21 protein-coding genes are annotated in these 22,577 nt (G+C 71.8%); 3 read left to right on the top strand and 18 right to left on the bottom strand.

The window, feature by feature from the left end; genetic code table 11:
* Positions 1–18: 18 nt before the first annotated feature.
* From kynU to ACIP2X_RS21640, 11 genes are all read right to left on the bottom strand, one after another.
* Entirely contained in the window at positions 19–1,215 is a 1,197-nt protein-coding gene (gene kynU, locus ACIP2X_RS21690; protein WP_401675500.1) for a kynureninase, read from the bottom strand.
* Positions 1,208–2,047, bottom strand: coding sequence for a tryptophan 2,3-dioxygenase family protein (locus tag ACIP2X_RS21685; protein ID WP_401675498.1), 840 nt, complete (start codon positions 2,045–2,047; stop codon positions 1,208–1,210). Before ACIP2X_RS21685 ends, kynU begins: the two co-directional genes overlap by 8 nt.
* 153 nt (positions 2,048–2,200) lie before the next feature.
* Complete coding sequence (locus tag ACIP2X_RS21680; RefSeq protein WP_401675496.1) at positions 2,201–2,614, bottom strand: DUF3151 domain-containing protein; 414 nt, start codon at positions 2,612–2,614, stop codon at positions 2,201–2,203.
* A gap of 72 nt (positions 2,615–2,686) precedes the next feature.
* Positions 2,687–4,147, bottom strand: coding sequence for an MFS transporter (locus tag ACIP2X_RS21675; RefSeq protein WP_401675494.1), 1,461 nt, complete (start codon positions 4,145–4,147; stop codon positions 2,687–2,689).
* 84 nt (positions 4,148–4,231) lie between these two features.
* On the bottom strand, positions 4,232–5,263 hold the full coding sequence (gene fbaA, locus ACIP2X_RS21670) for a class II fructose-bisphosphate aldolase (RefSeq protein WP_401675492.1): 1,032 nt from the start codon (positions 5,261–5,263) through the stop codon (positions 4,232–4,234).
* Positions 5,264–5,398: 135 nt separating this feature from the next.
* Entirely contained in the window at positions 5,399–5,947 is a 549-nt protein-coding gene (gene pyrE, locus ACIP2X_RS21665) for an orotate phosphoribosyltransferase (RefSeq protein WP_401675490.1), read from the bottom strand.
* A 10-nt stretch (positions 5,948–5,957) separates the two neighbouring features.
* Entirely contained in the window at positions 5,958–6,746 is a 789-nt protein-coding gene (locus ACIP2X_RS21660) for an aldose 1-epimerase (protein WP_401675488.1), read from the bottom strand.
* 49 nt (positions 6,747–6,795) lie between these two features.
* Positions 6,796–7,788, bottom strand: coding sequence for an SRPBCC domain-containing protein (locus ACIP2X_RS21655; RefSeq protein ID WP_401675486.1), 993 nt, complete (start codon positions 7,786–7,788; stop codon positions 6,796–6,798).
* 75 nt (positions 7,789–7,863) lie between these two features.
* Entirely contained in the window at positions 7,864–9,423 is a 1,560-nt protein-coding gene (locus ACIP2X_RS21650) for a polyamine aminopropyltransferase (RefSeq protein WP_401675484.1), read from the bottom strand.
* A 147-nt stretch (positions 9,424–9,570) separates the two neighbouring features.
* A complete protein-coding gene (locus ACIP2X_RS21645; protein ID WP_401675482.1) occupies positions 9,571–10,125 on the bottom strand; it encodes a DUF2617 family protein in 555 nt (184 codons plus the stop codon).
* 400 nt (positions 10,126–10,525) lie between these two features.
* Positions 10,526–10,771, bottom strand: a complete 246-nt coding sequence (locus ACIP2X_RS21640) for a hypothetical protein (protein WP_401675480.1) — start codon at positions 10,769–10,771, stop codon at positions 10,526–10,528.
* 130 nt (positions 10,772–10,901) lie between these two features.
* Between ACIP2X_RS21640 and ACIP2X_RS21635 the strand changes: the two genes are divergently transcribed.
* Positions 10,902–12,101, top strand: a complete 1,200-nt coding sequence (locus ACIP2X_RS21635; protein ID WP_401675478.1) for a pyridoxal phosphate-dependent aminotransferase — start codon at positions 10,902–10,904, stop codon at positions 12,099–12,101.
* 167 nt (positions 12,102–12,268) lie between these two features.
* On the opposite strand, the gene ACIP2X_RS21630 is transcribed toward ACIP2X_RS21635, so the two are convergent.
* The gene (locus tag ACIP2X_RS21630; RefSeq protein ID WP_401675476.1) at positions 12,269–12,796 is read right to left on the bottom strand and encodes a YbjN domain-containing protein; all 528 of its coding nucleotides are present in this window, start codon (positions 12,794–12,796) and stop codon (positions 12,269–12,271) included.
* Positions 12,797–12,927: 131 nt separating this feature from the next.
* On the opposite strand from ACIP2X_RS21630, the gene ACIP2X_RS21625 reads away from it, so the two are divergent.
* The gene (locus ACIP2X_RS21625) at positions 12,928–13,452 is read left to right on the top strand and encodes a hypothetical protein (RefSeq protein WP_401675474.1); all 525 of its coding nucleotides are present in this window, start codon (positions 12,928–12,930) and stop codon (positions 13,450–13,452) included.
* A gap of 24 nt (positions 13,453–13,476) precedes the next feature.
* On the opposite strand, the gene clpB is transcribed toward ACIP2X_RS21625, so the two are convergent.
* Positions 13,477–16,074 carry an ATP-dependent chaperone ClpB gene (gene clpB / locus ACIP2X_RS21620; RefSeq protein WP_401675472.1) on the bottom strand — a complete coding sequence of 866 codons (2,598 nt, stop codon included), beginning with the start codon at positions 16,072–16,074 and terminating at the stop codon, positions 13,477–13,479.
* Positions 16,075–16,372: 298 nt separating this feature from the next.
* A complete protein-coding gene (locus ACIP2X_RS21615; protein ID WP_401675470.1) occupies positions 16,373–16,708 on the bottom strand; it encodes a hypothetical protein in 336 nt (111 codons plus the stop codon).
* Between the two features lie 289 nt (positions 16,709–16,997).
* Here ACIP2X_RS21615 and ACIP2X_RS21610 point away from each other — a divergent pair, with 289 nt between their 5' ends.
* Entirely contained in the window at positions 16,998–18,011 is a 1,014-nt protein-coding gene (locus ACIP2X_RS21610) for a helix-turn-helix transcriptional regulator (protein ID WP_401675468.1), read from the top strand.
* Between the two features lie 79 nt (positions 18,012–18,090).
* Here ACIP2X_RS21610 and ACIP2X_RS21605 read toward each other — a convergent pair whose 3' ends face one another.
* The 4 genes from ACIP2X_RS21605 to dnaJ form a co-directional block, all read right to left on the bottom strand.
* Positions 18,091–19,122, bottom strand: a complete 1,032-nt coding sequence (locus ACIP2X_RS21605) for a LuxR C-terminal-related transcriptional regulator (RefSeq protein ID WP_401675465.1) — start codon at positions 19,120–19,122, stop codon at positions 18,091–18,093.
* Between the two features lie 305 nt (positions 19,123–19,427).
* The gene (locus tag ACIP2X_RS21600; protein ID WP_401675462.1) at positions 19,428–20,537 is read right to left on the bottom strand and encodes a sugar ABC transporter substrate-binding protein; all 1,110 of its coding nucleotides are present in this window, start codon (positions 20,535–20,537) and stop codon (positions 19,428–19,430) included.
* A 389-nt stretch (positions 20,538–20,926) separates the two neighbouring features.
* Complete coding sequence (locus ACIP2X_RS21595; protein ID WP_365451339.1) at positions 20,927–21,379, bottom strand: heat shock protein transcriptional repressor HspR; 453 nt, start codon at positions 21,377–21,379, stop codon at positions 20,927–20,929.
* A gap of 13 nt (positions 21,380–21,392) precedes the next feature.
* The gene (gene dnaJ, locus ACIP2X_RS21590) at positions 21,393–22,574 is read right to left on the bottom strand and encodes a molecular chaperone DnaJ (protein ID WP_401675459.1); all 1,182 of its coding nucleotides are present in this window, start codon (positions 22,572–22,574) and stop codon (positions 21,393–21,395) included.
* Positions 22,575–22,577 lie beyond the last annotated feature (3 nt).

The raw sequence follows: 22,577 nt of genomic DNA, 5'->3' as shown, positions 1-22,577 counted from the left end.
GGGCCTGTCTGACAAGCCCTAGGCCCCCAGCACCTCCCCCAGCACCCGCCCCGCCCGCTCCACGTCGCCGAACCCCACGTACAGCGGTGTGAAGCCGAAGCGCAGGATGTCCGGGGCCCGGTAGTCACCGACCACGCCGCGTTCGATCAGCCGCTTCATCACGTCCCCGGCGTCCCCGGCGTGCGCGCATCGCAGCGCCACCTGGCTGCCGCGCTCCGCGTGCGCGAGCGGGGTCACCGGCTCCACCCGCCCGTCGGGCACGTACTCCCCCACGCACTCCAGGAAGAAGTCCGTCAGGGCCAGCGACTTCTCGCGCACGGCCTCGATCGGGACGCCGTCCCACACCTCCAGCGCGGCCTCCAGGGCCAGCATCGAGAGGATGTCCGGCGTGCCGACGCGCCCGCGGAGCGCACCCGGCGCCGGTTCGTACGCGCCGCGCATGCCGAACGGCTCGACGTGCGAGTTCCAGCCCGGCAGGGGCGAGTCGAAGCGGTCCTGGAGGTCCCGGCGCACGTACAGGTACGCGGGGGAACCCGGGCCGCCGTTGAGGTACTTGTACGTGCAGCCGACCGCCAGGTCGACGCCGTGCTCGTCGAGCCCGACCGGCAGCGCGCCCGCGCTGTGGCACAGGTCCCAGACGGACACCGCGCCCGCCTCGCGCACCGCGGCCGTCAGGGCCGGCAGGTCGTACAGGCGGCCCGTGCGGTAGTCGACGTGGTTCAGCAGGACCGCGGCCGTACGCCCCGACAGCGCGGCCCGCACCTCGTCCGGCGCCACCGCGCGCAGCGAGCACCCCGTCATGCGGGCCGCCGACCCGGCGATGTAGCCGTCCGTGGGGAAGGTGGTGGCGTCCACGAGGATCTCGTCGCGCCCCTCACCGGCGATCCGTACCGCCGCCACCAGGGCCTTGAAGACGTTGACGCTGGTCGAGTCGCCGACCACGATCTGGCCGGGCGCCGCGCCGACCAGCGGGGCGATGCGGTCGCCGATCCGCTCCGGCGCGGTCCACCAGCCGCTCTCCTCCCAGGAGCGGATGCGCAGTTCCCCCCACTGTCTGCGGACGACGTCCGCCAGCCGGTCCGGGACGTGCGCGGGCAGCGCGCCGAGGGAGTTCCCGTCCAGGTAGACCACGTCGTCGACGACGAACCGGGCACGCAGCGGGGCGAGTTCGTCCGCCTCGTCCAGTTTCCGTGCCCGCAGGGCGAGTTCAGACATGGGACCGCGCCGTCCACAGCTCGGGGAAAACGTTCTTGCGGGCGCGCTTCTCCAGCCAGGCCACGCCGGCCGAGCCGCCCGTGCCCGCCTTGGCGCCCATCGCGCGGCGGGTGGCGACCAGGTGGTCGTTGCGCCAGCGCCACACCAGTTCGGCCACATCGGTCAGCGCCTCGCCGAGGCGGACGAGTTCGCCGTTCTGGTCGCCGGTGTAGAGGTCCGCCCACACCGCCTCGACCTCGTCCGACGGCTCGTAGCGCCGCGACACGTCACGCCGCAGCACGGACTCGGGAACGGCGTGGCCGCGCCGGGCGAGCAGCCGCAGCACCTCGTCGTAGAGGCTCGGCTCGTGCAGCGCCTTCTCCAGCTCGGCGTGGACGCGGGGGGCGCCGCGGTGCGGGACCAGCATGGACGCGGACTTCTCGCCGAGCAGGAACTCCATGCGCCGGTACATCGCCGACTGGAACCCGGAGCCCTCGCCGAGGGCCGAGCGGTACGAGTTGAACTGGGCCGGGGTCAGCCCGGCGAGCGGCGTCCAGGAGGCGTTCAGCGCCTCCAGTTCGCGCACGGAGCGCTTCAGCGCCGCCACCGCCACCGGGATGTCGTCCTCGCGCAGCGCCTTCGCGGCGGTCTCCCACTCGTGGACGACGACGGTGAACCACAGCTCCATCACCTGGGTGGTGACCAGGAAGACCATCTCACCGGGATCGTCGGAGAGGGTGTGCTGGAGGTGGGTGAGCACATCCGCCTTGACGTAGTCCTCGTACGGCGTCGTGCCCTCGAAATCGAGATGCGGGGTCTCGGGCTCGTGCGTTTCGTGAGCCTCTTGGGACATCGCTGTCTCCTGTTGTTACTCCGGGTAGCGGTCCGCCCCTGCCATTGTCGACACGGGGGCCCCGGTCCCCACCCGCATCCTCAAGGATGCCCCGGAACATCGCAAGGCCCGCCTGGATCACAGACGGGCCCGCGAGAACGGTCCGGACAGGCCCTAGCCCAGCGTCTGCGCCGCCGTGGGCGAGGAGTCCTTCAGGAACTGGCTGCAGCGCTCGTACTCCTCCTGCTCACCGATCGAACCCGCCGCGCGGGCGAGGGCGTGCAGGGCGCGCAGGAAGCCGCGGTTCGGCTCGTGCTCCCAGGGCACGGGCCCGTGGCCCTTCCAGCCGCTGCGGCGCAGCGCGTCCAGGCCACGGTGGTAGCCCGTGCGGGCATAGGCGTACGACTCGACGACGCTGCCCCGTTCGAAGGCCTCGTCGGCCAGCTGCGCCCAGGCCAGCGAGGACGTCGGGTACTGCGCGGCGACGTCGGCGGGCGCGGCCCCGCCCGCGAGCAGCTCACGCGGCTCCGGGTCGTCGGGGAGGTGGGTCGGGGGCGGTCCCCCCAGGAGGTTCTCGTGAATCGTCATAGGACCAGTCTGGTACATCCCCGCGGAACGGGAGCGCCGCCGTCCCCCTCCGCCCCGGCCACCCGCCCGGCGCTACACCTCCGCAGGACCCGGCCTCTCCAGCGGCGGGGACAGCACGTTGCCGTGGGTGCGGCACTCGGGGCGTTCGCAGCCCGGGGCCGGGCGGCGGACGTAGGTGAAGGCCAGGACCGACCCGGCCAGCAGGATCACGGCGCAGACCACCATCGCCCGGCCGAACGCCGCGTCGAAGGCGGCCGGCGAGCGGTAGGCCTCCGGGCCCATCCCGGCCACCAGGGGAAGCGCGGCGACCGCCATCAGGCCCGCCGCCCGCGCCGCCGCGTTGTTGATGCCGCTGGCCAGTCCGGCCCGGGCCGGGTCGACGGAGGCGAGGACCGTGGCGGTGAGCGGGGCGACCAGGGTGACCATGCCGAGGCCCAGCACCAGCAGCGCCGGCAGGACGTCACGGACGTACGAGGCGTCCTCGCCCACCCGCACCATCAGCAGCATCCCCGCCGCGGCCAGCAGCGGGCCGACGGTGAGCGGGACACGGGGGCCGATCCGCTCACCCAGCGCCCCGGAGCGGGCGGAGAACAGCAGCATCAGGGCCGTCGTCGGCAGCAGGGCCGTGCCGGCGGCCAGGGGCGAGTAGCCGGAGACCACCTGGAGCTGGAGCGTGGCCAGGAAGAAGAAGCCGCCGAAGGCCGCGTAGACGCACAGCGTGACCAGGTTGACGGCGGTGAACTGGCGCGACGCGAAGATGTCGAGCGGCATCATCGGATCGGGATGGTGCTTCTCCCGGTACACGAAGGCGACGCCCGCCGCCACCCCCGCGGTCGCCGTCACGGCGACCACCAGGGAGCCCTGGGCGGCCTCGATCAGCGCGTACGTCACCAGGGCCAGCGCCAGCGCGGCGAGCACCGCGCCGAGCGCGTCGAAACGGCCGTGCTTGCGGCCGTCGGCCGACTCCGGGACGTGCCGCAGCGCCACCGGGACGCAGACCAGGGCCAGCGGCACGTTGAGCAGGAAGACCCAGCGCCAGCCGGGGCCCTCCACCAGCCAGCCGCCGACGAACGGGCCGACGGCCGCCCCGATGCCGCCGAAACCGGACCACAGGCCGACCGCCCGTCCCCGGTCGTCGGCGTGGAAGGAGGCCTGGATGAGGGCCAGCGAGCCGGGCGTGAGCAGCGCTCCGCCGATGCCCTGGAGGGCCCGCGCGGCGATCAGCACCTCGGCGGTGGGCGCGAGCCCGCACAGCAGCGAGGCCACCGCGAACCACACCACGCCCACGACGAAGATCTTCCGGCGGCCGTAGGTGTCACCCAGCGAGCCGCCCAGCAGGATCAGTCCCGCCAGCGTGAGCATGTACGCGTTGACCGTCCACTGGAGCGCCGCCAGGTCGGCGTCCAGGTCCTCGCCGATGCGGGGCAGGGCGACGTTGACGACGGTCGAGTCCAGCAGGGCCATGCTGGAGCCGAGGACGGTGGTGAACAGGATCCACTTGCCCTGGGGGGAGGAGAGCCGGACATCGGGCATGTTCCCAGGTATACAGCGGGCCCGGCGCACTCGCGCCGGGCCCGACCGATGAACAGCGGTACCGCTTGTGCTGAATTCCCGTGGTTACTTCAGCTTGGTGCCGGCCGAGCGCAGGTGGCGGCAGGCCTCGGTGACGCGGGTGGCCATGCCCGCCTCGGCCAGCTTGCCCCAGGTCCGCGGGTCGTAGGTCTTCTTCGAGCCGACCTCGCCGTCGACCTTCAGGACGCCGTCGTAGTTCCTGAACATGTGGTCGGCGACCGGACGCGTGAAGGCGTACTGCGTGTCGGTGTCGATGTTCATCTTGACGACGCCGTTCTCCAGCGCGGTCCGGATCTCCTGCTCGGAGGAGCCGGAGCCGCCGTGGAAGACGAAGTCGAAGACCTTGGCGTCGGCGGGACGGCCGTACTTGGCGGCGACGCCCTCGTTGAGCTCCTTCAGGAGCTCAGGGCGCAGGACGACGTTGCCCGGCTTGTACACGCCGTGCACGTTACCGAAGGACGCGGCCAGCAGGTAGCGGCCCTTCTCGCCCAGGCCCAGCGCCTCGGCGGTGCGGATCGCGTCGTCGACCGTGGTGTAGAGCTTGTCGTTGATCTCGTGGGTGACGCCGTCCTCCTCGCCGCCGGTGGGCGTGATCTCCACCTCGAGGATGATCTTGGCGGCGGCGGCGCGGGCGAGCAGTTCCTGGCCGATGGCCAGGTTGTCGGCCAGGGTCTCGGCGGAGCCGTCCCACATGTGCGACTGGAAGAGCGGGTTCTCGCCGCGCGCGACGCGCTCCTCGGAGACCGCGATCAGCGGACGGACGTACCCGTCGAGCTTGTCCTTCGGGCAGTGGTCCGTGTGCAGGGCGATGGTGACGTCGTACTTGGAGGCGACGATGTGCGCGAACTCGGCCAGGGCGACCGCGCCCGTGACCATGTCCTTGTTGTGCTGGCCGCCCAGGAACTCGGCACCGCCGGTCGAGATCTGGATGATGCCGTCGCTCTCGGCCTCGGCGAAGCCACGCAGCGCCGCGTGCAGGGTCTGGGACGAGGTGACGTTGATGGCCGGGTAGGCGAACTTGCCTGCCTTCGCCCGGTCGAGCATCTCGTTGTAGACCTCGGGGGTTGCGATGGGCATCTGTCCGCTCCTTGTATGTGCGGGTGGGCGTTCTGCGTACTTACGGCCCTGACCTAGACCTGGGGTGCGACGTCATCGTCGGCCCCATCCTTCCAGACGAAACGGGAAGCTCCGAGGGGCCCCGGCAGGGGTGACTCAGTCCAGTCCCAGCTCGTCCTTCGCGTACGCGTAGAGGTAGGGCACCCCGGCGCCCTCCTGGATCTTCTCGGCGGCCCCGGTCGACCGGTCCACGATCGTCGCGACGGCGACCACCTCGGCTCCGGCCTCCCGCACCGCCTCGACGGCGGTGAGCGGGGAGCCGCCGGTGGTGGAGGTGTCCTCGACGACCAGCACGCGGCGGCCGGCGATCTCCGGCCCCTCGACCCGGCGCTGCAGGCCGTGCGCCTTGGCGGCCTTGCGGACGACGAACGCGTCCAGCCTGCGGCCGCGCGCGGCGGCGGCGTGCAGCATCGCGGCGGCGACCGGATCGGCGCCCATGGTGAGCCCGCCGACGGCGTCGAACTCCAGGTCGGAGGTCAGGTCCAGCAGCACCTCGCCGACCAGCGGAGCGGCCTCGCCGTCGAGCGTGACACGGCGCAGGTCGACGTAGTAGTCCGCCTCCAGGCCCGAGGAGAGGGTCACCCTGCCGTGCACCACGGCCTTGTCCTTGATCTGCTGCAGCAGCGCGCCGCGTGAGTCGCTCATGCAGCCCAGCTTAGAGCCGCGTCCAGCGCCAGGTCGTCGTGGCCTCCAGCGGCTCCAGGGGGGTGACCAGGCGCGGGAGGGTGTTGAGCCCGTTGGGCGGGCCGGTCTGCGGTTCCACGCAGACGGCGGCCTCCTGCTCGTCGTAGACCACGACCCACTCCTCGGAGCTGGTCACCCTCAGCTCCAGCCGGCCCGGCCAGGTGACGGTGACGTCGACCCCGCCGGGCATGCCGAAGCAGTCGTCCCAGGGGCCGGGCCCGCGGTCGACACGGTTGCCGGTGGGTAGGTGGTCGTCGCCGCGCTCCTCCTGCCAGGCGGGGGCGAAGTCGAGCCGCGCGTCCGCCCCGTCGAGGTTCCGGTTGAACCACGGGTGCCAGCCGATCTGCGCCGGGAAGGAGTCGTGGTACGTCTCCACGGCCATGGTCAGCGTCAGGGCGTCCGGCGTGAGGCCGATGACGTGGGTGACGCGCCCGGGGTAGGGCCAGGGGTCCACGAGGTCGTACGTCAGCACCGCCTCGTCGGCCGTGACCCGGGCCGTGCTCCAGGCGCCGTCGCGGGCGGTGCCGTGGATGGCGTGCGGCGGGGCGTTGAGCGGCAGCTGGTGGACGACGGCACCGTTGTGGAACCGGCCGTCCCGGGTCCGGCCGCACCAGGGGACCATCGGGAAGCAGCCGAAGCGCTCGCCCTGGCGGAGGAGTTCGGTGCCGCCGACGCGCAGTCCCGCGACACGGCCGCCGTTGTCCGGCCGCACGGTCAGTTCCGCGTCGCCCGCGGTCAGCGTGATGGGTTCGTTACTCACGGGACGACCCTACTGGGGCGATCAAGAGGGCCCGTCGGGTCGTGCGCGCTCACTGCCGGCGGCGCAGGGCGCGACCGAGCACGATGGCGCCGGCCACGACCAGCGCGGCGGCGGGGGCCGCCCAGCGCAGAGTGGGGTTCTGGGCGACGGTCTGCGGGGCCGGGACGGGGGCGTAGCGGCCGCGGGGCGGGGCGTGGTCGACCTCCTCCGCGCTGCGGCCGATCATCGTGCGGCGCGCGTGCGCGGCCTCGGCGGGGGGCTCGGTGGCGTCGCCGGAATCCTGGTCGCCGCCGGGCTGCCCGACGTCGCTCTCCGGGACGTCGGGATCGTCGGTGGTGGGGTCGAGGGACGGGGGCGGGACCTCGGCGCCGAGGACCGGAGGCGCCTCGTCGTCGGGCACCTCGGGCACGTCGTGCCACTCCTCGTCGGGGGCCTGCGGCACGTCCGGCCGCTTCGCGGCGGGGGCCTCGGCGGCGTCGCCCTCGCCCTGCGATTCCTCGGCCTGGCCTTCGTCGACCGGGCCTTCCTCGCCCTGGCCTTCCTCGGCCTTGCCCGCCTCGACCGGGCCTTCCTCGGCCTTGCCCGCCTCGACCGGCGCCTTCGAGGCTTCCTGGCGCTGCCCGGCGTCGGTGGCCAGCTTCTCCGCCGTGCGGTCGAGCAGGCGGGTCACCGCGGAGTGGACCGTGTCGGCGGGCAGCTCGGTGATGCGGCCGTCGGCGGAGGCGCCGCCCTGGACGGTGAGGGTGGTGCCGCCGTCGGTGCCGCGGAGCCGGACGGTGAGCGCGAGCTCGACCGCGCCGGTGCCGCGCGCCTCGGAGGCCTCTCCCTCGACGGCGTACGACCCGTCGTCCCGCGCGGTGACGCGCACGGTGCCCCGATAGGTGATGGAGTGACTGCCGACCCGCACCTTGAGCCGCCCGGCGACGGGCTCGGCACCCGCCTCCTGCTGGAGCCCGGGAACGGCCCGGGCGACCCGGGCGGGGTCGGCCAGCGCCGCGCCCAGCAGGGCGGGGGAAACCGGAACGAACACCTCATGCTCCATGCCGACGGAGCCTACCCGGGGTGACCGAAAGTACGCTCCCCCGACGGCAACTCGCTCGATGTATGCGCGGTGGCCTCAGTACCTCGGATGCACCAGCGTGGACGCCGGCAGTCCCGTGACACGCGGCACCGGCACGTCGGCGTCCGCGCCCGGGGACGGGGTGCCCCCGGAGGCGGCCAGGACGAAGCCCCAGTCGTGCGGGGCGCGGCCGGCGGTGGACGCGGAGGCCTGTCCGGACACCCGGTGCGGGGCCGTGCGCAGGCCCGCCGCCCGGATCGTGGTCTCGACCGTCCAGAAGACCTCCGGGCGGGAGCGGACCGGCCCGGCGTGCACCGACAGCCGGCCGCCGTCCGCCAGCACGCGCCGGGCGAGGCCGTAGAACTCGTGGGAGTACAGCTTGGCGCTGTCCGTGATGCCCGGGTCGGGCAGGTCCGCGATCACCACGTCGTACGCCCCCGCCTGCGCGCCCCGCAGCCAGCGGAACGCGTCCGCCGCCGTGACGTGCACCCGCGGATCGTCGTACGCGTGGTCGTTGAGGTCGGAGAGTGCCGGATCCCTGGACGCCAACTCCACCACCTCCGCGTCGAGTTCGACGACGTCGACGCGGCGTACCCCGGCGTGGCGCAGCACCTCGCGGGCGGCGAGTCCGTCGCCGCCGCCGAGGATGAGCACGCGCGCGTGCGGACCGTTCATCGCGGGGCGCACCAGCGCTTCGTGGTACCGGCGTTCGTCGCGGCCGCTGACGCGCAGCCGGCCGTCGATGAACAGGTCGAGGGGGCGGCCCTCGGTACCGCCGGTCAGCACGATCTCCTGGACGTCCGTCCGCAGGGCCACGCGGACGTCCCCGCCGTAGACGGCGGTGCGGGCGGCGCGTTCGAAGTCGTCGACGAGGACGGCGGCCGAGGCGAGGACGGCGAGGACGCAGACGTTGGCGACGATCAGCAGCCGGCGGGCGCGGCACGTCAGATCGCGCCGGAACAGACCGAGCACGAGGCAGCCGCCGGCGACGACGTTGACCGCGCCGGTGAGCAGCGCGCCCGTCAACTGGCCGAGGAACGGCAGCAGGAGGAAGGGGAAGGCGAGGCCGCCGACCAGGGCTCCGACGTAGTCCGCGGCAAACAGGTCGGCCACCGCGCCGCCCGCGTCCTGGCGGCGGACGCGCTGGATCAGCTCCATCAGCAGGGGGATCTCCGCGCCGATCAGCAGCCCGATACCGAGGGAGAAGGCGACCAGCAGCCAGCGGGGGCCGTCGGCCCACAGGCCACCCCAGTCGCCGGTCCAGGCGAAGACGGCGTAGAGGGCCATCGCGCTGCACCCGCCGACCAGGGCGAGGGTCGCCTCGACGGCGGCGAACCCGGCGGCGGCGTGGCGGCGCAGCCGTTTGGCGGCGAGCGAGCCGATGCCCATCGCGAAGACCATGACGGACAGCACGACGGACGCCTGGGTGACCGAGTCACCGATCAAGTACGAGGCCAGGGCGACCAGTTCCAGCTCGTACACCAGTCCGCAGGCCGCGCAGACGAAGACTCCCGCGAGGACCAGGAACCGTCCGGTCGCCTGCTGTACGGGGATCCGCGCGGGGGCGCGCCAGGCGGGCGGGGTGCCGGGTGGGGCTGGCGCGTGCGGGTCGATCACAACTGCGACGTTACGTCACAGATGCGGAGGTATTCGTCACCCACACGTGTGGAACCGCGCGCCGTCGGGGCCCGCGGCGTTTGAACGGGCGCCGCGGGAGGCGACGCCCCCGTACTGGCCTGCCCTCGGGCCAGACCGGCCGCTTCCTCAGTCGCCGGACAGGCTGGTGGCGGAGGCCCGGGGCCGGTGCCCCGGCCCCGGCCGGACCCCCACCCGCGTCCGGGTCGCGACCAACTGGCCGTCCTGGGGATACGCGTGCCACGTGCGCCAGTGGACCTGGCCCTCGTGGTGCTGGGCGAGCAGGGCCGTGAAGGCGTGCGGGCTGCCGGGGAAGACACCGACCAGGCCGTGCGGGTGGTCGGAGACGAGCGCCAGCAACTCCTGGGCGCGGCCCGCGAAGGAGCCGGGTGACAGTGCTTCGACGCGCGCGGCGAACTCGTACTCCCAGTCCCCCACCCGCTTGGCGACGCCGAGCGGCAGCGGTGTGCTGCTGCCCGGAATGCACGCCACCGTCTCCGAGCAGCTGCTCCGCTCCTCCTCCAGGAGCACCTGGTGGGACGCGCCGAGGAGGCGCAACTGGAGCTTCGCCCCCTCCAGTTCGAGGTCGAGGGTGGCGAGGGCGGGCAGTGGTTCACGGCCCAGCGCCCAGGCGAGGTCGGCCGCGCGCGTGTCGGTGTAGGAGGTGTTCAGGGTCGTGAGCATGGGTCGGCTCCGCTAGCACGCAAAGAAAGGCGGGGTGGGTCCGGCGCACCCCGGTCGACACCGGGAGATCGGCCCGGCGGCCCTGTCAGGAGCCCGGTCGGTGGCGGGGTCCGCAGGACGTCCGAGGGCCGCGTTGGTGATGTAGAGGGAATCATGAACTCTGGCTACGCCACAGCGTTTTTACCCAACTTCGTAGGGTTTCCATCCCTCAGAGGGCTCGTCAGCTCAACTGTTCAACCAGGGCGTACGACTGAGCGAGGTCGGCGTACGCCGGAGTGAGCGTGAACCACGACGGCCCGGCGCACGGACGGCGCGCGTGCGGCGCCCGGCCGGACCGCTGCCCGGCGGGCGCCGCGCGGCAGGGATGCGGTTCCCCCTGCCGGAGCTCAGCTGCCCCGTGTCAGCTGCCTCCCCCGCATCCACCGCCGCCTCCGCAGGACGAGCCGCCGCCCCCGCAGGAGCTTCCGCCCCCGGAGTCGCCGCCCGACCCGCCGTCCCCGCCGCCGGCCCACCAGCCGCCGCCGTCGGACGAGCCGCCGCCGCGGCGCGAGCGGTTGCCCACCGTCCTCCTGCCACTGCGGACCGAGGCCACGATGCACACGAGCACGAAGGCCATGAAGAGCGCCAGGATGATGCCGAAGACCATGGCGTCACCCTCCTTCCGTTTCCCCCGAAGCGGCCCCCCGTGGGCGCCTCGTTCTCTTGCGTGCGGTGGGGATGCCCGGCCGCCGCCCGGCCCAAAGCAGAGTTGAGGAACTCCAGAGCTTGCGCGCAGGATGACGGCCATGACCTCCACCGAGCGCCCCTTCCTCAACCGCCGCCTCGCCGAGTTCGGGACGACGATCTTCGCGGAGATGTCCGCGCTGGCCCTGAGCACGGGCTCGATCAATCTGGGCCAGGGTTTCCCCGACACCGACGGCCCCGAGGAGGTCCGCGAGGCGGCCGTACGGGCCCTGCGCGACGGGCGCGGCAACCAGTACCCGCCGGGGCCCGGCGTTCCCGAGCTGCGCGCCGCCGTCGCCGCGCACCAGGAGCGCCGTTACGGACTGTCCTACGACCCGGACACCGAGGTCCTGGTCACCGCGGGCGCCACCGAGGCCGTCGCCGCCGCGCTGCTGGCGCTGGTGGAGCCCGGTGACGAGGTGATCGCCTTCGAGCCGTACTACGACTCGTACGCGGCGTGCATCGCGATGGCGGGCGGCACCCGGGTACCGGTCACCCTGCGGCCGGACGGCGAGGGGGGCGCCTCGTTCCGGCTGGACCTCGACGAGCTGCGCGCCGCCGTCACCGACCGCACCCGCCTGCTGCTGATCAACACCCCGCACAACCCGACCGGCACCGTGCTGACGCGCGCGGAGCTGACCGCGATCGCCGAGCTCGCCGTCGAGCGTGACCTGCTGGTGGTGACCGACGAGGTGTACGAGCACCTCGTCTTCGACGACGCCGTGCACGTGCCGCTGGCGGCCTTCCCCGGTATGCGCGAGCGGACGGTGACGATCTCGTCCGCCGGCAAGACCTTCTCGTTCACCGGCTGGAAGGTCGGGTGGATCACCTCCGTGCCGGGGCTGGTGACGGCGGTGCGGTCGGCGAAGCAGTACCTCACGTACGTGGCGTCGGGGCCCTTCCAGTACGCGGTCGCGGAGGCCCTCGCGCTGCCGGACGCGTACTTCTCCGGGTTCCGCGACGACATGCTGGCCAAGCGGGACCTGCTGTCGGCGGGCCTCGCGGACGCGGGATTCAGGGTGTTCAGGCCGGCCGGCACCTACTTCGTCACCACCGACATCCGCCCCCTCGGCGAGGGCGACGGCATCGCCTTCTGCCGCGCCCTGCCGGAGCGCGCGGGCGTCGTCGCCATCCCGAACGCCGTCTTCTACGACCATCGCGAGGCGGGGGCGCCGTTCGTACGGTTCGCGTTCTGCAAGCAGCGGGCGGTGCTGGAGGAGGCCGTGAAGCGGTTGAAGACTCTCGCGGGGTGAGACGGGCGAGAAGGGTGAGGCTGACATGGCGGCGCGTGTCGGGGCTCAGGGAGGGCGACAGGCTCCCCTGACCCCTCCCAGGCCCCCGGACACGGCAGAGCCCGGCCCGGGCACCCGGCCGTCGCGGCCGGTGCCCTGACCGGGCTCCCGAAGGGCTCTGGGCCGTCCTACTCGTCGCCCTCGGGCTCGTCCGAGTCGTTGATCTCCTTCTCCAGGCCGAGCTGCTCGACCAGCCAGCGGTCGAACTCGATCGCCGCGCGCACCCAGCTGACCGTCGACGAGACGAAGAACTCCAGGTTGACCCCGGTGCCGATCAGCATCTGGGCCTCGCCGATGAGACGGACCGTGCCGTCGTCGTGGGTGTGGCTGTAGACCTTCGGCCACAGGGTCCGCCGGTTCCAGTCGTCGATGGACTCCAGAAGCTGCGGCTTCTCGTCGATCGGGTGGGGGCGGTCGTAGAACGTCCGCACCGAGAAGACCTGCTGGTCACCCTCGCCGCGGAACATGAAGTACGTACGGAACTGCTCCCACGGCGCCGCGAGGTCGCCCTCTTCGTCGACGACGTACTTCAGCTCCATCTGGTCGAGGAGCTGCTTCACAAGGTCCTGATCCGGGACGACGGGGCCCGCCGGCCCTTGGGGCTCGGGCTGGGGCTTGCCCCCGAAGTTCGGAATCGAGGACGGGTCGATGGTCACCGTGAATTTCCCTTCGTACGGATTCCGCCATCCTCCCCCATGCGGGGAGGGGGGTGGCAAGCCCCGCCGTAGTCTGTCAGCCGTCGGCGGACGCGATCCGGCCGGTCGGCCGGTACGGGGGGCGGGGGGCCATGGCGGGGCAGCGGCAGGTCGCGACGGCGGGGGCGGCCCTGCCCGGCCGGACGCGGTGGGGCGTCTTCGCGGCGATCGCGGGCGTACCGGTCCTGCTGACGGGCCTCCTCGCGGTGGCCCTGGTGGTGGCCTTCCTGTTCACCGGCGACGAGGACACCGGCAGCCGCACCCCCGGGACGGCGAGCTGCGCGCGGGCGCTGGGCTTCGGCGGGGCCGCGCTGCCGCCCGGCGCCGGGACCGCGTCGTGCGCGGTGACGCACGGGATCACCACCGCCTACGCGGCAGACTTCCCGATGCCCCGCGCGGACCTGCGCGGCCGGCCGGCCCGCACCTACCCGGACGCCCCGGCCCCGCGGACCGACTGCGCGGACGCCGACGCGGACCTGTGTCTCGACCTCGGCCGCTCCCCGGCCGGTCTTCCCGACGGCGTGGCGGCGCACGGGGTGCGGGTGGCCGTGCACCCGGAGGGCGCCGGCTCCGTCCGCGTGTACTTCTCGGCGTTCACGGTCTCCCGCGGTCCGTGACGCCGAGAAGCACCCGCGCGGCGGCTACAGCGTCTTGCCCGTGGCCGGTCCCACGATCAGGCCGCCCTCGAAGGTGTCCACCCGTACCGTGTCGCCGTCCTTGATCTCGCCGGAGAGGATCTCCTTGGCGAGCCGGTCGCCGATCGCGGTCTGGACGAGACGGCGCAGCGGGCGCGCCCCGTACGCCGGGTCCATGCCCTCGTCGGCGAGCCAGGCCAGCGCCGCGTCGGTGATCTCCAGGGTGAGCCGGCGTTCGGCGAGCCGCCGGGCCAGCCGGTCGATCTGCAGCCGGGCGATCCGGCTCAGCTCGTCCTTGTTCAGCGCGGAGAAGACGACCAGGTCGTCGAGGCGGTTGAGGAACTCCGGCTTGAACGAGGCCCGGACCACCTCCAGCACCTGCTCCTTCTTCTCCTGCTCGCTGCTGATCGGGTCCACCAGGAACTGGCTGCCCAGGTTGGAGGTCAGCACCAGGATGGCGTTGCGGAAGTCGACCGTCCGCCCCTGGCCGTCCGTCAGCCGCCCGTCGTCCAGCACCTGGAGCAGGACGTCGAAGACCTCCGGGTGCGCCTTCTCGACCTCGTCGAGCAGGACCACGCTGTACGGGCGGCGCCGCACGGCCTCCGTCAGCTGGCCGCCCTCCTCGTAGCCGACGTACCCGGGCGGGGCGCCGACGAGCCGGGCGACGCTGTGCTTCTCGCCGTACTCGCTCATGTCGATGCGGACCATGGCCCGCTCGTCGTCGAAGAGGAAGTCGGCGAGCGCCTTGGCGAGTTCGGTCTTGCCGACGCCGGTGGGCCCGAGGAAGAGGAAGGAGCCGGTGGGCCGGTCCGGGTCGGCGATGCCCGCCCGGGAGCGGCGTACGGCGTCGGACACCGCGCGCACGGCCTCGGTCTGCCCGATGAGCCGCCGCCCGATCTCGTCCTCCATGCGCAGCAGCTTCTGCGTCTCGCCCTCCAGCAGCCGGCCCGCCGGGATCCCGGTCCAGGAGGCGACGACGTCCGCGATGTCGTCGGAGCCGACCTCCTCCTTGACCATGGTGTCCTGGGCGGCCTCCTCCTCGGCCTCCGTGGCGGCCTCCAGGTCCCGCTCCACGCCCGGGATCTCCCCGTACAGCAGCTTGGAGGCGGTGTCGAAGTCGCCGTCGCGCTGGGCGCGTTCGGCCTGCCCGCGCAGCTCGTCGAGCTTCTCCTTCAGCTCACCGACCCGGTTGAGGGACTGCTTCTCCTTCTCCCAGCGGGCGTTCAGGCCCCGCAGCTCCTCCTCCTTGTCGGCGAGGTCGCGGCGCAGCTTGTCCAGACGCTCGCGGGAGGCGGCGTCGGTCTCCTTGCTGAGGGCCAGCTCCTCCATCTTCAGCCGGTCGACGGCGCGCTGGAGTTCGTCGATCTCGACCGGCGAGGAGTCGATCTCCATCCGGAGCCGGGAGGCGGCCTCGTCGACGAGGTCGATGGCCTTGTCGGGCAGGAAGCGTGAGGTGATGTACCGGTCCGACAGGGTGGCGGCGGCGACCAGCGCGCTGTCCGCGATCTGCACCTTGTGGTGGGCCTCGTAGCGCCCCTTGAGCCCGCGCAGGATGGCGATGGTGTCCTCGACGCTGGGCTCGGCGACCAGCACCTGCTGGAACCTGCGCTCCAGCGCCGGGTCCTTCTCGATCCGCTCGCGGTACTCGTCGAGGGTGGTGGCACCGACCATGCGCAGCTCACCGCGGGCGAGCATGGGCTTGAGCATGTTGCCCGCGTCCATGGCCGAATCGCCGCCGGCCCCGGCGCCCACGACGGTGTGCAGCTCGTCGATGAACGTGATGATCTGCCCGTCCGAGTCCTTGATCTCGGCGAGCACGGTCTTCAGCCGCTCCTCGAACTCACCGCGGTACTTCGCCCCGGCGACCATGGCGCCGAGGTCGAGCGCGACGAGCCGCTTGTTGCGCAGCGACTCGGGCACGTCGCCCTTGACGATCCGCTGGGCGAGCCCCTCGACGACGGCGGTCTTGCCGACGCCCGGCTCACCGATCAGCACGGGGTTGTTCTTGGTCCGCCGGGACAGCACCTGCACGACCCGCCGGATCTCCTGGTCCCGCCCGATGACCGGGTCGAGCTTGCCCTCGCGGGCGGCGGCGGTGAAGTCGGTCCCGAACTTCTCCAGGGCCTTGTACGAGCCCTCGGGGTCGGCGTTGGTCACCCGTCGGCCCCCGCGCGCGGTGCGGAAGGCGGCCAGCAGCTTCCTGGCGTCGGCGCCGTTACGCGTCAGCACCTCGCCCGCGGCGCCGCCCTTCGCGGCGATCCCGATCAGCAGGTGCTCGGTCGAGACGTACTCGTCCCCGAGCTCCTGGGCCCGGGCCTGGGCGTCCGCGATCACGGCGAGCAGTTCGCGGTTGGGCTGCGGGGGCGCGACCGTCGAGCCGGTCACGCTGGGCAGCTGGGCGAGGACCTTCTCGGTGCCGGCCCGTACGGCCGCCTGGTCGGCGTCGGCCGCGGCCAGCAGGTCGGTGACGTTCTCGTTCTCCCGCCCCTGGAGCAGAGCGAGCAGCAGGTGCGCGGGGGTGAGGTCGGCGTGCCCCTCGGTCACGGCCCGGTTGCCGGCCGCGTTGATCGCGTCCCGGCTCCGGTTGGTCAGCTCGGCGTCCACGTGTCCGTTCTCCTCCTTGCGTGAGCGACTGACTCAGGCAACTTCCACAAAGTTGAGTCTATTCCACTCAAGGGCATAGGTGGGAGCGACCCGGGGCCTCTATGGAGTACCCGGAGGAAGCCTGGAACGCGCCATCGACATCGAGCAGCACTTTCCGGCCACACTCGAACAGGGATGCGATAGGCCGGGATAGCGCGAAAAATCCGCAAAAACTGCAGCGGCGTCACCGTGTTCAGGTCACGGTGACGCCGCTGCGGGGGGAAGCACCTGAGCGATCTGTTACGACGGGGGAATCGCGTCAGGCACTGCGGGGGGTGGCCGAGATGGTCATGGCGGCGGACGGCTCCGGCTCCGCCAGACGATGGTCACGCTGGTCCAGGTTCACAAAGATCATTCCGTACCGGATGGCGCACCGCACCGGCTGCGGCGCCCCCCGAGGCCGCCGCAGGCACCGGTATGCCCGCACATCGTCGTCGTCGTCCCTGGTGACGACGACGGGCTCACCGAACACGGTCACCATCAACGAGTCACCGCTGTGGGGGATGGCGGTGGCCAGGTCGATGAAGTGCCAGCCGGATCGGTAGGCGGTGGCCATCTCTCTACGGAAGGAGCGATCGTCGGGTGGAGTGGTCATGGTCAGTCCCAGGTGGTGTCAGCCGGGAACGCCAGCGCGTCTCCCTCACCGGGCACCACCGATGCTGACCGCACAACGTCCGTCGCCGCATCACTCTTCGCACCAGAGAGGCCACTCAGCGTTCCGAAGGCCACAACGGCGGAGAAGGCGGCGACAAGCACCGAGCGAAGCATTCTCTTACGCATAGTCGGCTTCGTCCTCACTTGAAGGTCCCCTCTTCCCCCGTCGGATAAGACGATGGCTCATTCAGGCACGTCATGGCCACACAATCGATGCATCATGTTCCTGCATGTTCAGGACCCTGGGGGGTGGAGATTTGGCATCGAATGGGACGAAGGCGACGCATCCTCACGCGGTGACCGAGCTGTGTGACGAAGGTGGTCGTCTCTATGCCAACGCCCTCCGTACAGGACGTATCGCCCGTACGGAGGTGGAAGCCGCGCCTTGCCTGATGGAGTTCGCGCTGCTCCACCCCGATCCGGACGACCCGAACTGGCTGCTGCCGCTGCCGCCGTCCGTCGCCCTGGCCCAACGGCTCAATCCCATTGAGCGCGAGATCACCGAGCGCCGGCGGACGTCCATCGAACTCGCGGACGCCTTCGAGCCGTTCATGGCCCTGAGCGCCCAGCAGATCACGCCCGCGCACTCGATCACCGTCCTGGAGGGCCTGGACCGGATCAACGACGCGCTCGACCTGGCCACCGCCCAGTGCCGGTCCGAGGTGCTCACGGTGCAGCCGAGCCGCGGCAAGCGCCCCGAGAACCGGCTCATCGAGGCGATGGAACGCGATCGCACGCTCATCGAGCGCGGGGTGCGGATCCGGACGCTGTACCAGCACACCGCGCGCTACAGCCCCGAACGACTCGCCTACATGGAACAGTTCACCGACGGGAAGGCGGAGTACCGCACCATCGACGAACTGGTCGAGCGGCTCATCATCTGCGACGAGAGCGTGGCCTTCATCCCGGTCCGCGACGACCGCCAGGTCGCCCTCGAGCTGCGCCACCCCGGACTGGTGAGCTACCTGATCAAGGTCTTCGAGTTCATGTGGAGCCGAGCGGTCCCGCTCAGTGCCGGCGCCCCCTACGAGACCGCGCCCGACGGCATCTCCGAGGTCCAGTACTCCATCGCCAAGCTGCTCGTGGAGGGCCACGTCGACGAGGCCATCGCCCGGCGGCTGGGCATGAACGTCCGCACCTGCCGGGCCCACATAGCCAAGCTCGCCACCGCCCTGGGCAGCGGCAGCCGCGCCCAGCTGGGCTATCTCATCGCACAGTCGGGGATGCTGGAACGGGGACAGTGAGAAGCGGGGGGCCCGGGGCCTTGGGACCCTGAGCGGCTGCCTGGGCGCCGAAGAGGCCGGGAGCGGGCCGTCACGGGCCTCAGCGGGCCGTCGGGGAGCCCTGGTCGGGAAGGGTGAGCTCGGCGGCGGAGAGCGGCCGTGCGGGGCCGTCCAGGCCGACCTGCGCTATCCGGACGCCCAGTTGCGTCCGGCTCGCCGCCCCGAGCGTCTCCGAGAGGCGGGCGATGTGGGCCCGGCAGGTACGGACGCTGATGCCGAGCCGCTCCGCGATCACGGCGTCCTGGTGGCCCTCCGCCAGCAGCGCCGCGATCGACTGCTCGCGGTGGGAGATGCCCTCGATGCCGGTGTCGGGGAGCGCCGCGGTGAGCGGGATCGCCAGCCGCCACAACCGCTCGAAGACCGTCACCAGGTACTCCACCAGCGCCGGGTGCCGCAGCTCCAGGGCCATCGTGCGGTCGGCGTTGGCCGGGATGAAGGCGACCGTGCGGTCGAAGAGGATCAGTCGGTCGATGACCTCGTCCAGCGTCCGGGCCTCGACCGCGTCGCCCATCAGCTCCAGGTAGTTCAGCAGGCCCTGGCCGTGCCGCGCGACGTGGTTGTACAGGTCGCGCATCCGCACGCCCCGGCCCCGCAGCGCCAGCGCCCGGTGCAGGCCCTCCGACAGTTCGTGCTCGCGCCGGATGCCCCCGGGCTGCACGGTGAGCACCTCGGTCGCGCAGGCCGCCGTGGCCTCGTCCAGCGCGGCCTGGATGCGGGAGGGTCCGTCCAGGACCCGGATCGCCACACTCTCGGAGGACGAGGCCTGGCCGCCCAGTCCGGCGTACCACTCGAAGGCCGCGACGGCCGATCCCATCCGGCGCTGGCTGACGCTGATCTCGTCGTACACCCCGCGCAGCAGCCGGGTCATGACCTCCTGCGGGGAGGTCGGGACCAGCCAGTCCATGTCGTCGGGGTCGGGGTGCAGCAGGGCGAGTTCCAGCAGGCAGGGCACCGGCTCCGCGTCGTGGCGCGGCACACGGCCTCGCCGTACGGCCCGGGAATACACGCGATCCCCGGCCTCGCACAGTCGGTCAGCACCATGCGGATGCTCGTCCGTCCCGTGCCCGGCCATGGCCCATTCCACCCCCGGTTCCAGCCTCTTCCGCAGCGCAACTATGCGCGGACCGGACCTGGTCCGCAACACGGCTCCCTCCAGGGCGACCGCGGGAAACCGCCGGTATGGCCAGAAATCTCCCTCCCCCCGTCCGTCACCTTGCCACAACGCGACGGTGGTGTGTTCAGGCCCCGCCAAGGCCGGGCCCGCCCGACCGCGCGGCCCGGACCGCGGCCGCAAGAATGACCGGAAGAATGACCGAAGGGGTGGCGCGCTCCGAGCGCGAACCACCCCTCCACCCAGCCGAGCGACGGACCCGCCCGCTACTTGATCTGAAGCTCCGCGCAGGCGTCCTCGTACTCGGCCGTGCAGATGTCCGCCACCTTGTGGATGCCGTCCGCGACGACCGTGTCCATGATGTTGTCCCGGGTCAGCGCGACCACCGACACCAGCTGGGCCGGGATGCCCTTGTGGGTGGGGCTGTCGACCCGGTCACGGGCGAGGGCGTCGAACTGGATGTCCCTGCTCTGCACCTTGGCCACGGCCATCTCCGCGGCGGCCTGGGCCTCCTGCGGGTAGGACTTGTAGACGCTCATGTACTGCTCGCCGGAGACGATCCGCTGGACGCCCGCGAGTTCGGCGTCCTGCCCGGTGATCGGCGGCAGATCGGTCACGCCGGCCGCCTCCAGGGCCTTGATGATGCCGCCCGCCATGCCGTCGTTGGCGGAGTACACGGCGGCGATGTTGTCCTTGCCGATCTGGGTGATCGCCGCGGCCATGTTGGCCTGGGCGTTCTCCGGCTTCCAGTCCTTGGTGTCGAAGCTCTGGGCGATCGTCACCTTGCCGGTCAGCTCCGACAGCGCGCCCTGCTTGAACTGCTTGGCGTTCGGGTCGGTGGGCGAGCCGTTCATCATGACGATCTTGTCCGAGCTGTCGATCTCGGGCCCCAGCGCGTCCACCAGGGACCGGCCCTGGACCTCGCCGACGAGTTCGTTGTCGAAGGAGATGTACGCGTCGATGGGGCCCTCGGCGAGCCGGTCGTAGGCGATGACCGGGATGCCCGCCTCCTTGGCCTTCTCCACGCTGCCCGCGATGGCGTGCGAGTCCACGGCGTCCAGCAGGATGACGTCGACCTGCTCGTCGATCATCTGCTGCATCTGGCTCGCCTGCTTGTTGGCGTCCGCGTCGGCGTTGGCGTACCGGACCTCACCCTGGTTCTTGGTGAGTTCGGCCACGCGCTCCTCGATGATCGGGTGGTCGAAGTCGTTGTAGCGCGAGTTGGCCGTCTCCGGCAGCAGCAGACCGACGGTGATGTCGTTGCCCTTGGTGGGGCTGGCGTCGCTGCTGTCGCCCGTCGCCTCCAGCACGCCACAGCCTGCCAACGACAGGGTCAACGACGAGGCGACCACGGATATGGCGATACGACGACGCATGGATGAGCCCACTTCTGCTGCTTCCCGAGGTGGCCGCGGCGCTGCGGCCCGGATGACTGAAAAGCCAACGCGTCAGCGCCCCCCAGCGTCAAGCGAAATCACTTAACGAGATGGCAACATCACGTTCCGCTTAGCCTGTGAACACACCGCGAAACTCCCTCCCGATACCCTTTACGACCCCTCCATTCACGGGGAGTTGAGGCGTGGACGCGGACCCGTACAACCACTCCTTTTGCTCACAGTTCGTGATCACCGGCGCGCGCCGAGCGCGCCCGATCCCGACAGAGGAGCGAACGAACCCGGCCAGGGAAAAAGGGGCCGGGAGAACAGCCTGCTGGCTGTTCTCCCGGCCCCTTCGCATGTTCCGGTGGCTCTCGCCGCGCGCCGCGTCAGTCGCCCTGCTGCTGTCGCTTCGGCCGCCACACCACCAACGCGCTGGTCTGCTGCACCTCCTGGTACGGCACCAGGTCGCGGCGGTAGGAGGCGTGCACCGCCGCCTCCCGCTGCTGCATCGCCGCGGCCGCGCCGTCCAGGGCGCCCTGGAGCTCCGCGACGCGGGACTGGAGTGCCGCGACCTGGTTCTCCAGTTCGATGATGCGCTTGATGCCGGCCAGGTTGATGCCCTCGTCCTGCGACAACTGCTGCACCTGACGGAGCAGTTCGATGTCACGGGCCGAGTAGCGGCGGCCGCGGCCGGCCGTGCGGTCCGGAGACACCAGGCCCAGCCGGTCGTACTGGCGCAGCGTCTGCGGGTGCAGCCCGGACAGCTGGGCCGCCACCGAGATGACGTAGACCGGGGTCTCCTCGGTCAGCTCATAGGGGTTGCGTCGACGGCCGTTGATGTCCATGGCTGACTCATGCTCCCTTCGCGGCCTGGAACAGCTCCGCCCGCGGATCCTCACCCGCGGTGGCCTCGCGATACGCCTCCAGTGCGTCTCGAGCCTTCCCCGTCAGGTCCTGGGGAACACTCACCTCGACGGTGACCAGCAGGTCCCCTCGGGTGCCGTCCTTGCGGACCGCGCCCTTGCCCCGGGCCCGCATCGTACGGCCGTTGGGCGTGCCCGGGGGCAGCTTCAGGGTGACCGGGGGACCGCCCAGGGTCGGCACCCTGACCTCGCCGCCGAGGGCCGCCTCCGTGAACGTCACGGGGACGGTGACGGTGAGGTTGTCGCCCTTGCGGCCGAACACCGGGTGCTCCTTGACGTGGACGACCACGTACAGGTCGCCCGCCGGGCCGCCCCGCTCGCCGGGCGCGCCCTTGCCGCGCAGCCGGATCCGCTGGCCGTCCGAGACCCCGGCCGGGATGCGCACCTGCATCGTCCGTGAGGACTTGGCGCGTCCGCTGCCCTTGCAGACCTCGCAGGGGTTCTCCGCGATCAGGCCGCGGCCCTTGCAGTCGGGGCACGGGTCCGTCAGCGAGAAGCCGCCGCCGGAGCCGCGCGCCACCTGGCCGGTGCCGACGCACGTCGGGCACACCCGGGGGGTGCCGTTGGCGTCGCCGGTGCCGGAGCAGGCCTTGCACGGCGCCTGCGAGGACATCCGCAGCGGGACCGTCGCGCCCTCGATCGCCTCGGTGAAGCTGAGGGTGACCTCGGACTCGATGTCCTGGCCGCGCCGCGGCTGGGTCCGGGTGCCGGTCGTCGCTCCGCCCCGGTTGAACAGGCCCCCGAAGACGTCACCGAGTCCGCCGCCGAAGCCACCGGCTCCTCCGCCCTGGCCCTGGGCGCCTCCGAAGAGGTCGCCCAGGTCGAAGTTGAACGAGCCGCCGCCCGCGCCCGGCCCCGGGCGGAAGCCGCCGTTGCCGAACAGGGTGCGCGCCTCGTCGTACTCCTTGCGCTTCTTGGGGTCACCGAGGACGTCGTTCGCCTCGGAGATCTCCTTGAAACGCTCCTCGGCCTTGACGTTGCCCTTGTTGGCGTCCGGGTGGTACTCGCGAGCGAGCTTGCGGTACGCCTTCTTGATCTCGGCCTCGGTGGCGTCCTTGGGGACGCCGAGGACCTTGTAGTAGTCCTTCTCGATGAAGTCCTTGGTGCTCATCCT

Origin of the sequence: Streptomyces sp. NPDC089424 (assembly GCF_044749345.1) — a bacterium.
Classification (GTDB): Bacteria; Actinomycetota; Actinomycetes; order Streptomycetales; family Streptomycetaceae; genus Streptomyces.
This window is presented reverse-complemented; position numbering and strand designations above follow the sequence as displayed.

What these genes read in the sequence shown, in the direction of transcription:
- kynU (WP_401675500.1), bottom strand. Translation starts at nt 1,215, where the DNA reads ATGTCTGAACTCGCCCTGCGGGCACGGAAACTGGACGAGGCGGACGAA.
- ACIP2X_RS21685 (WP_401675498.1), bottom strand. Translation starts at nt 2,047, where the DNA reads ATGTCCCAAGAGGCTCACGAAACGCACGAGCCCGAGACCCCGCATCTC.
- ACIP2X_RS21680 (WP_401675496.1), bottom strand. Translation starts at nt 2,614, where the DNA reads ATGACGATTCACGAGAACCTCCTGGGGGGACCGCCCCCGACCCACCTC.
- ACIP2X_RS21675 (WP_401675494.1), bottom strand. Translation starts at nt 4,147, where the DNA reads ATGCCCGATGTCCGGCTCTCCTCCCCCCAGGGCAAGTGGATCCTGTTC.
- fbaA (WP_401675492.1), bottom strand. Translation starts at nt 5,263, where the DNA reads ATGCCCATCGCAACCCCCGAGGTCTACAACGAGATGCTCGACCGGGCG.
- pyrE (WP_401675490.1), bottom strand. Translation starts at nt 5,947, where the DNA reads ATGAGCGACTCACGCGGCGCGCTGCTGCAGCAGATCAAGGACAAGGCC.
- ACIP2X_RS21655 (WP_401675486.1), bottom strand. Translation starts at nt 7,788, where the DNA reads ATGGAGCATGAGGTGTTCGTTCCGGTTTCCCCCGCCCTGCTGGGCGCG.
- ACIP2X_RS21645 (WP_401675482.1), bottom strand. Translation starts at nt 10,125, where the DNA reads ATGCTCACGACCCTGAACACCTCCTACACCGACACGCGCGCGGCCGAC.
- ACIP2X_RS21640 (WP_401675480.1), bottom strand. Translation starts at nt 10,771, where the DNA reads ATGGTCTTCGGCATCATCCTGGCGCTCTTCATGGCCTTCGTGCTCGTG.
- ACIP2X_RS21635 (WP_401675478.1), top strand. Translation starts at nt 10,902, where the DNA reads ATGACGGCCATGACCTCCACCGAGCGCCCCTTCCTCAACCGCCGCCTC.
- ACIP2X_RS21625 (WP_401675474.1), top strand. Translation starts at nt 12,928, where the DNA reads ATGGCGGGGCAGCGGCAGGTCGCGACGGCGGGGGCGGCCCTGCCCGGC.
- ACIP2X_RS21615 (WP_401675470.1), bottom strand. Translation starts at nt 16,708, where the DNA reads ATGACCACTCCACCCGACGATCGCTCCTTCCGTAGAGAGATGGCCACC.
- ACIP2X_RS21610 (WP_401675468.1), top strand. Translation starts at nt 16,998, where the DNA reads ATGTTCAGGACCCTGGGGGGTGGAGATTTGGCATCGAATGGGACGAAG.
- ACIP2X_RS21605 (WP_401675465.1), bottom strand. Translation starts at nt 19,122, where the DNA reads ATGGCCGGGCACGGGACGGACGAGCATCCGCATGGTGCTGACCGACTG.
- ACIP2X_RS21600 (WP_401675462.1), bottom strand. Translation starts at nt 20,537, where the DNA reads ATGCGTCGTCGTATCGCCATATCCGTGGTCGCCTCGTCGTTGACCCTG.
- dnaJ (WP_401675459.1), bottom strand. Translation starts at nt 22,574, where the DNA reads ATGAGCACCAAGGACTTCATCGAGAAGGACTACTACAAGGTCCTCGGC.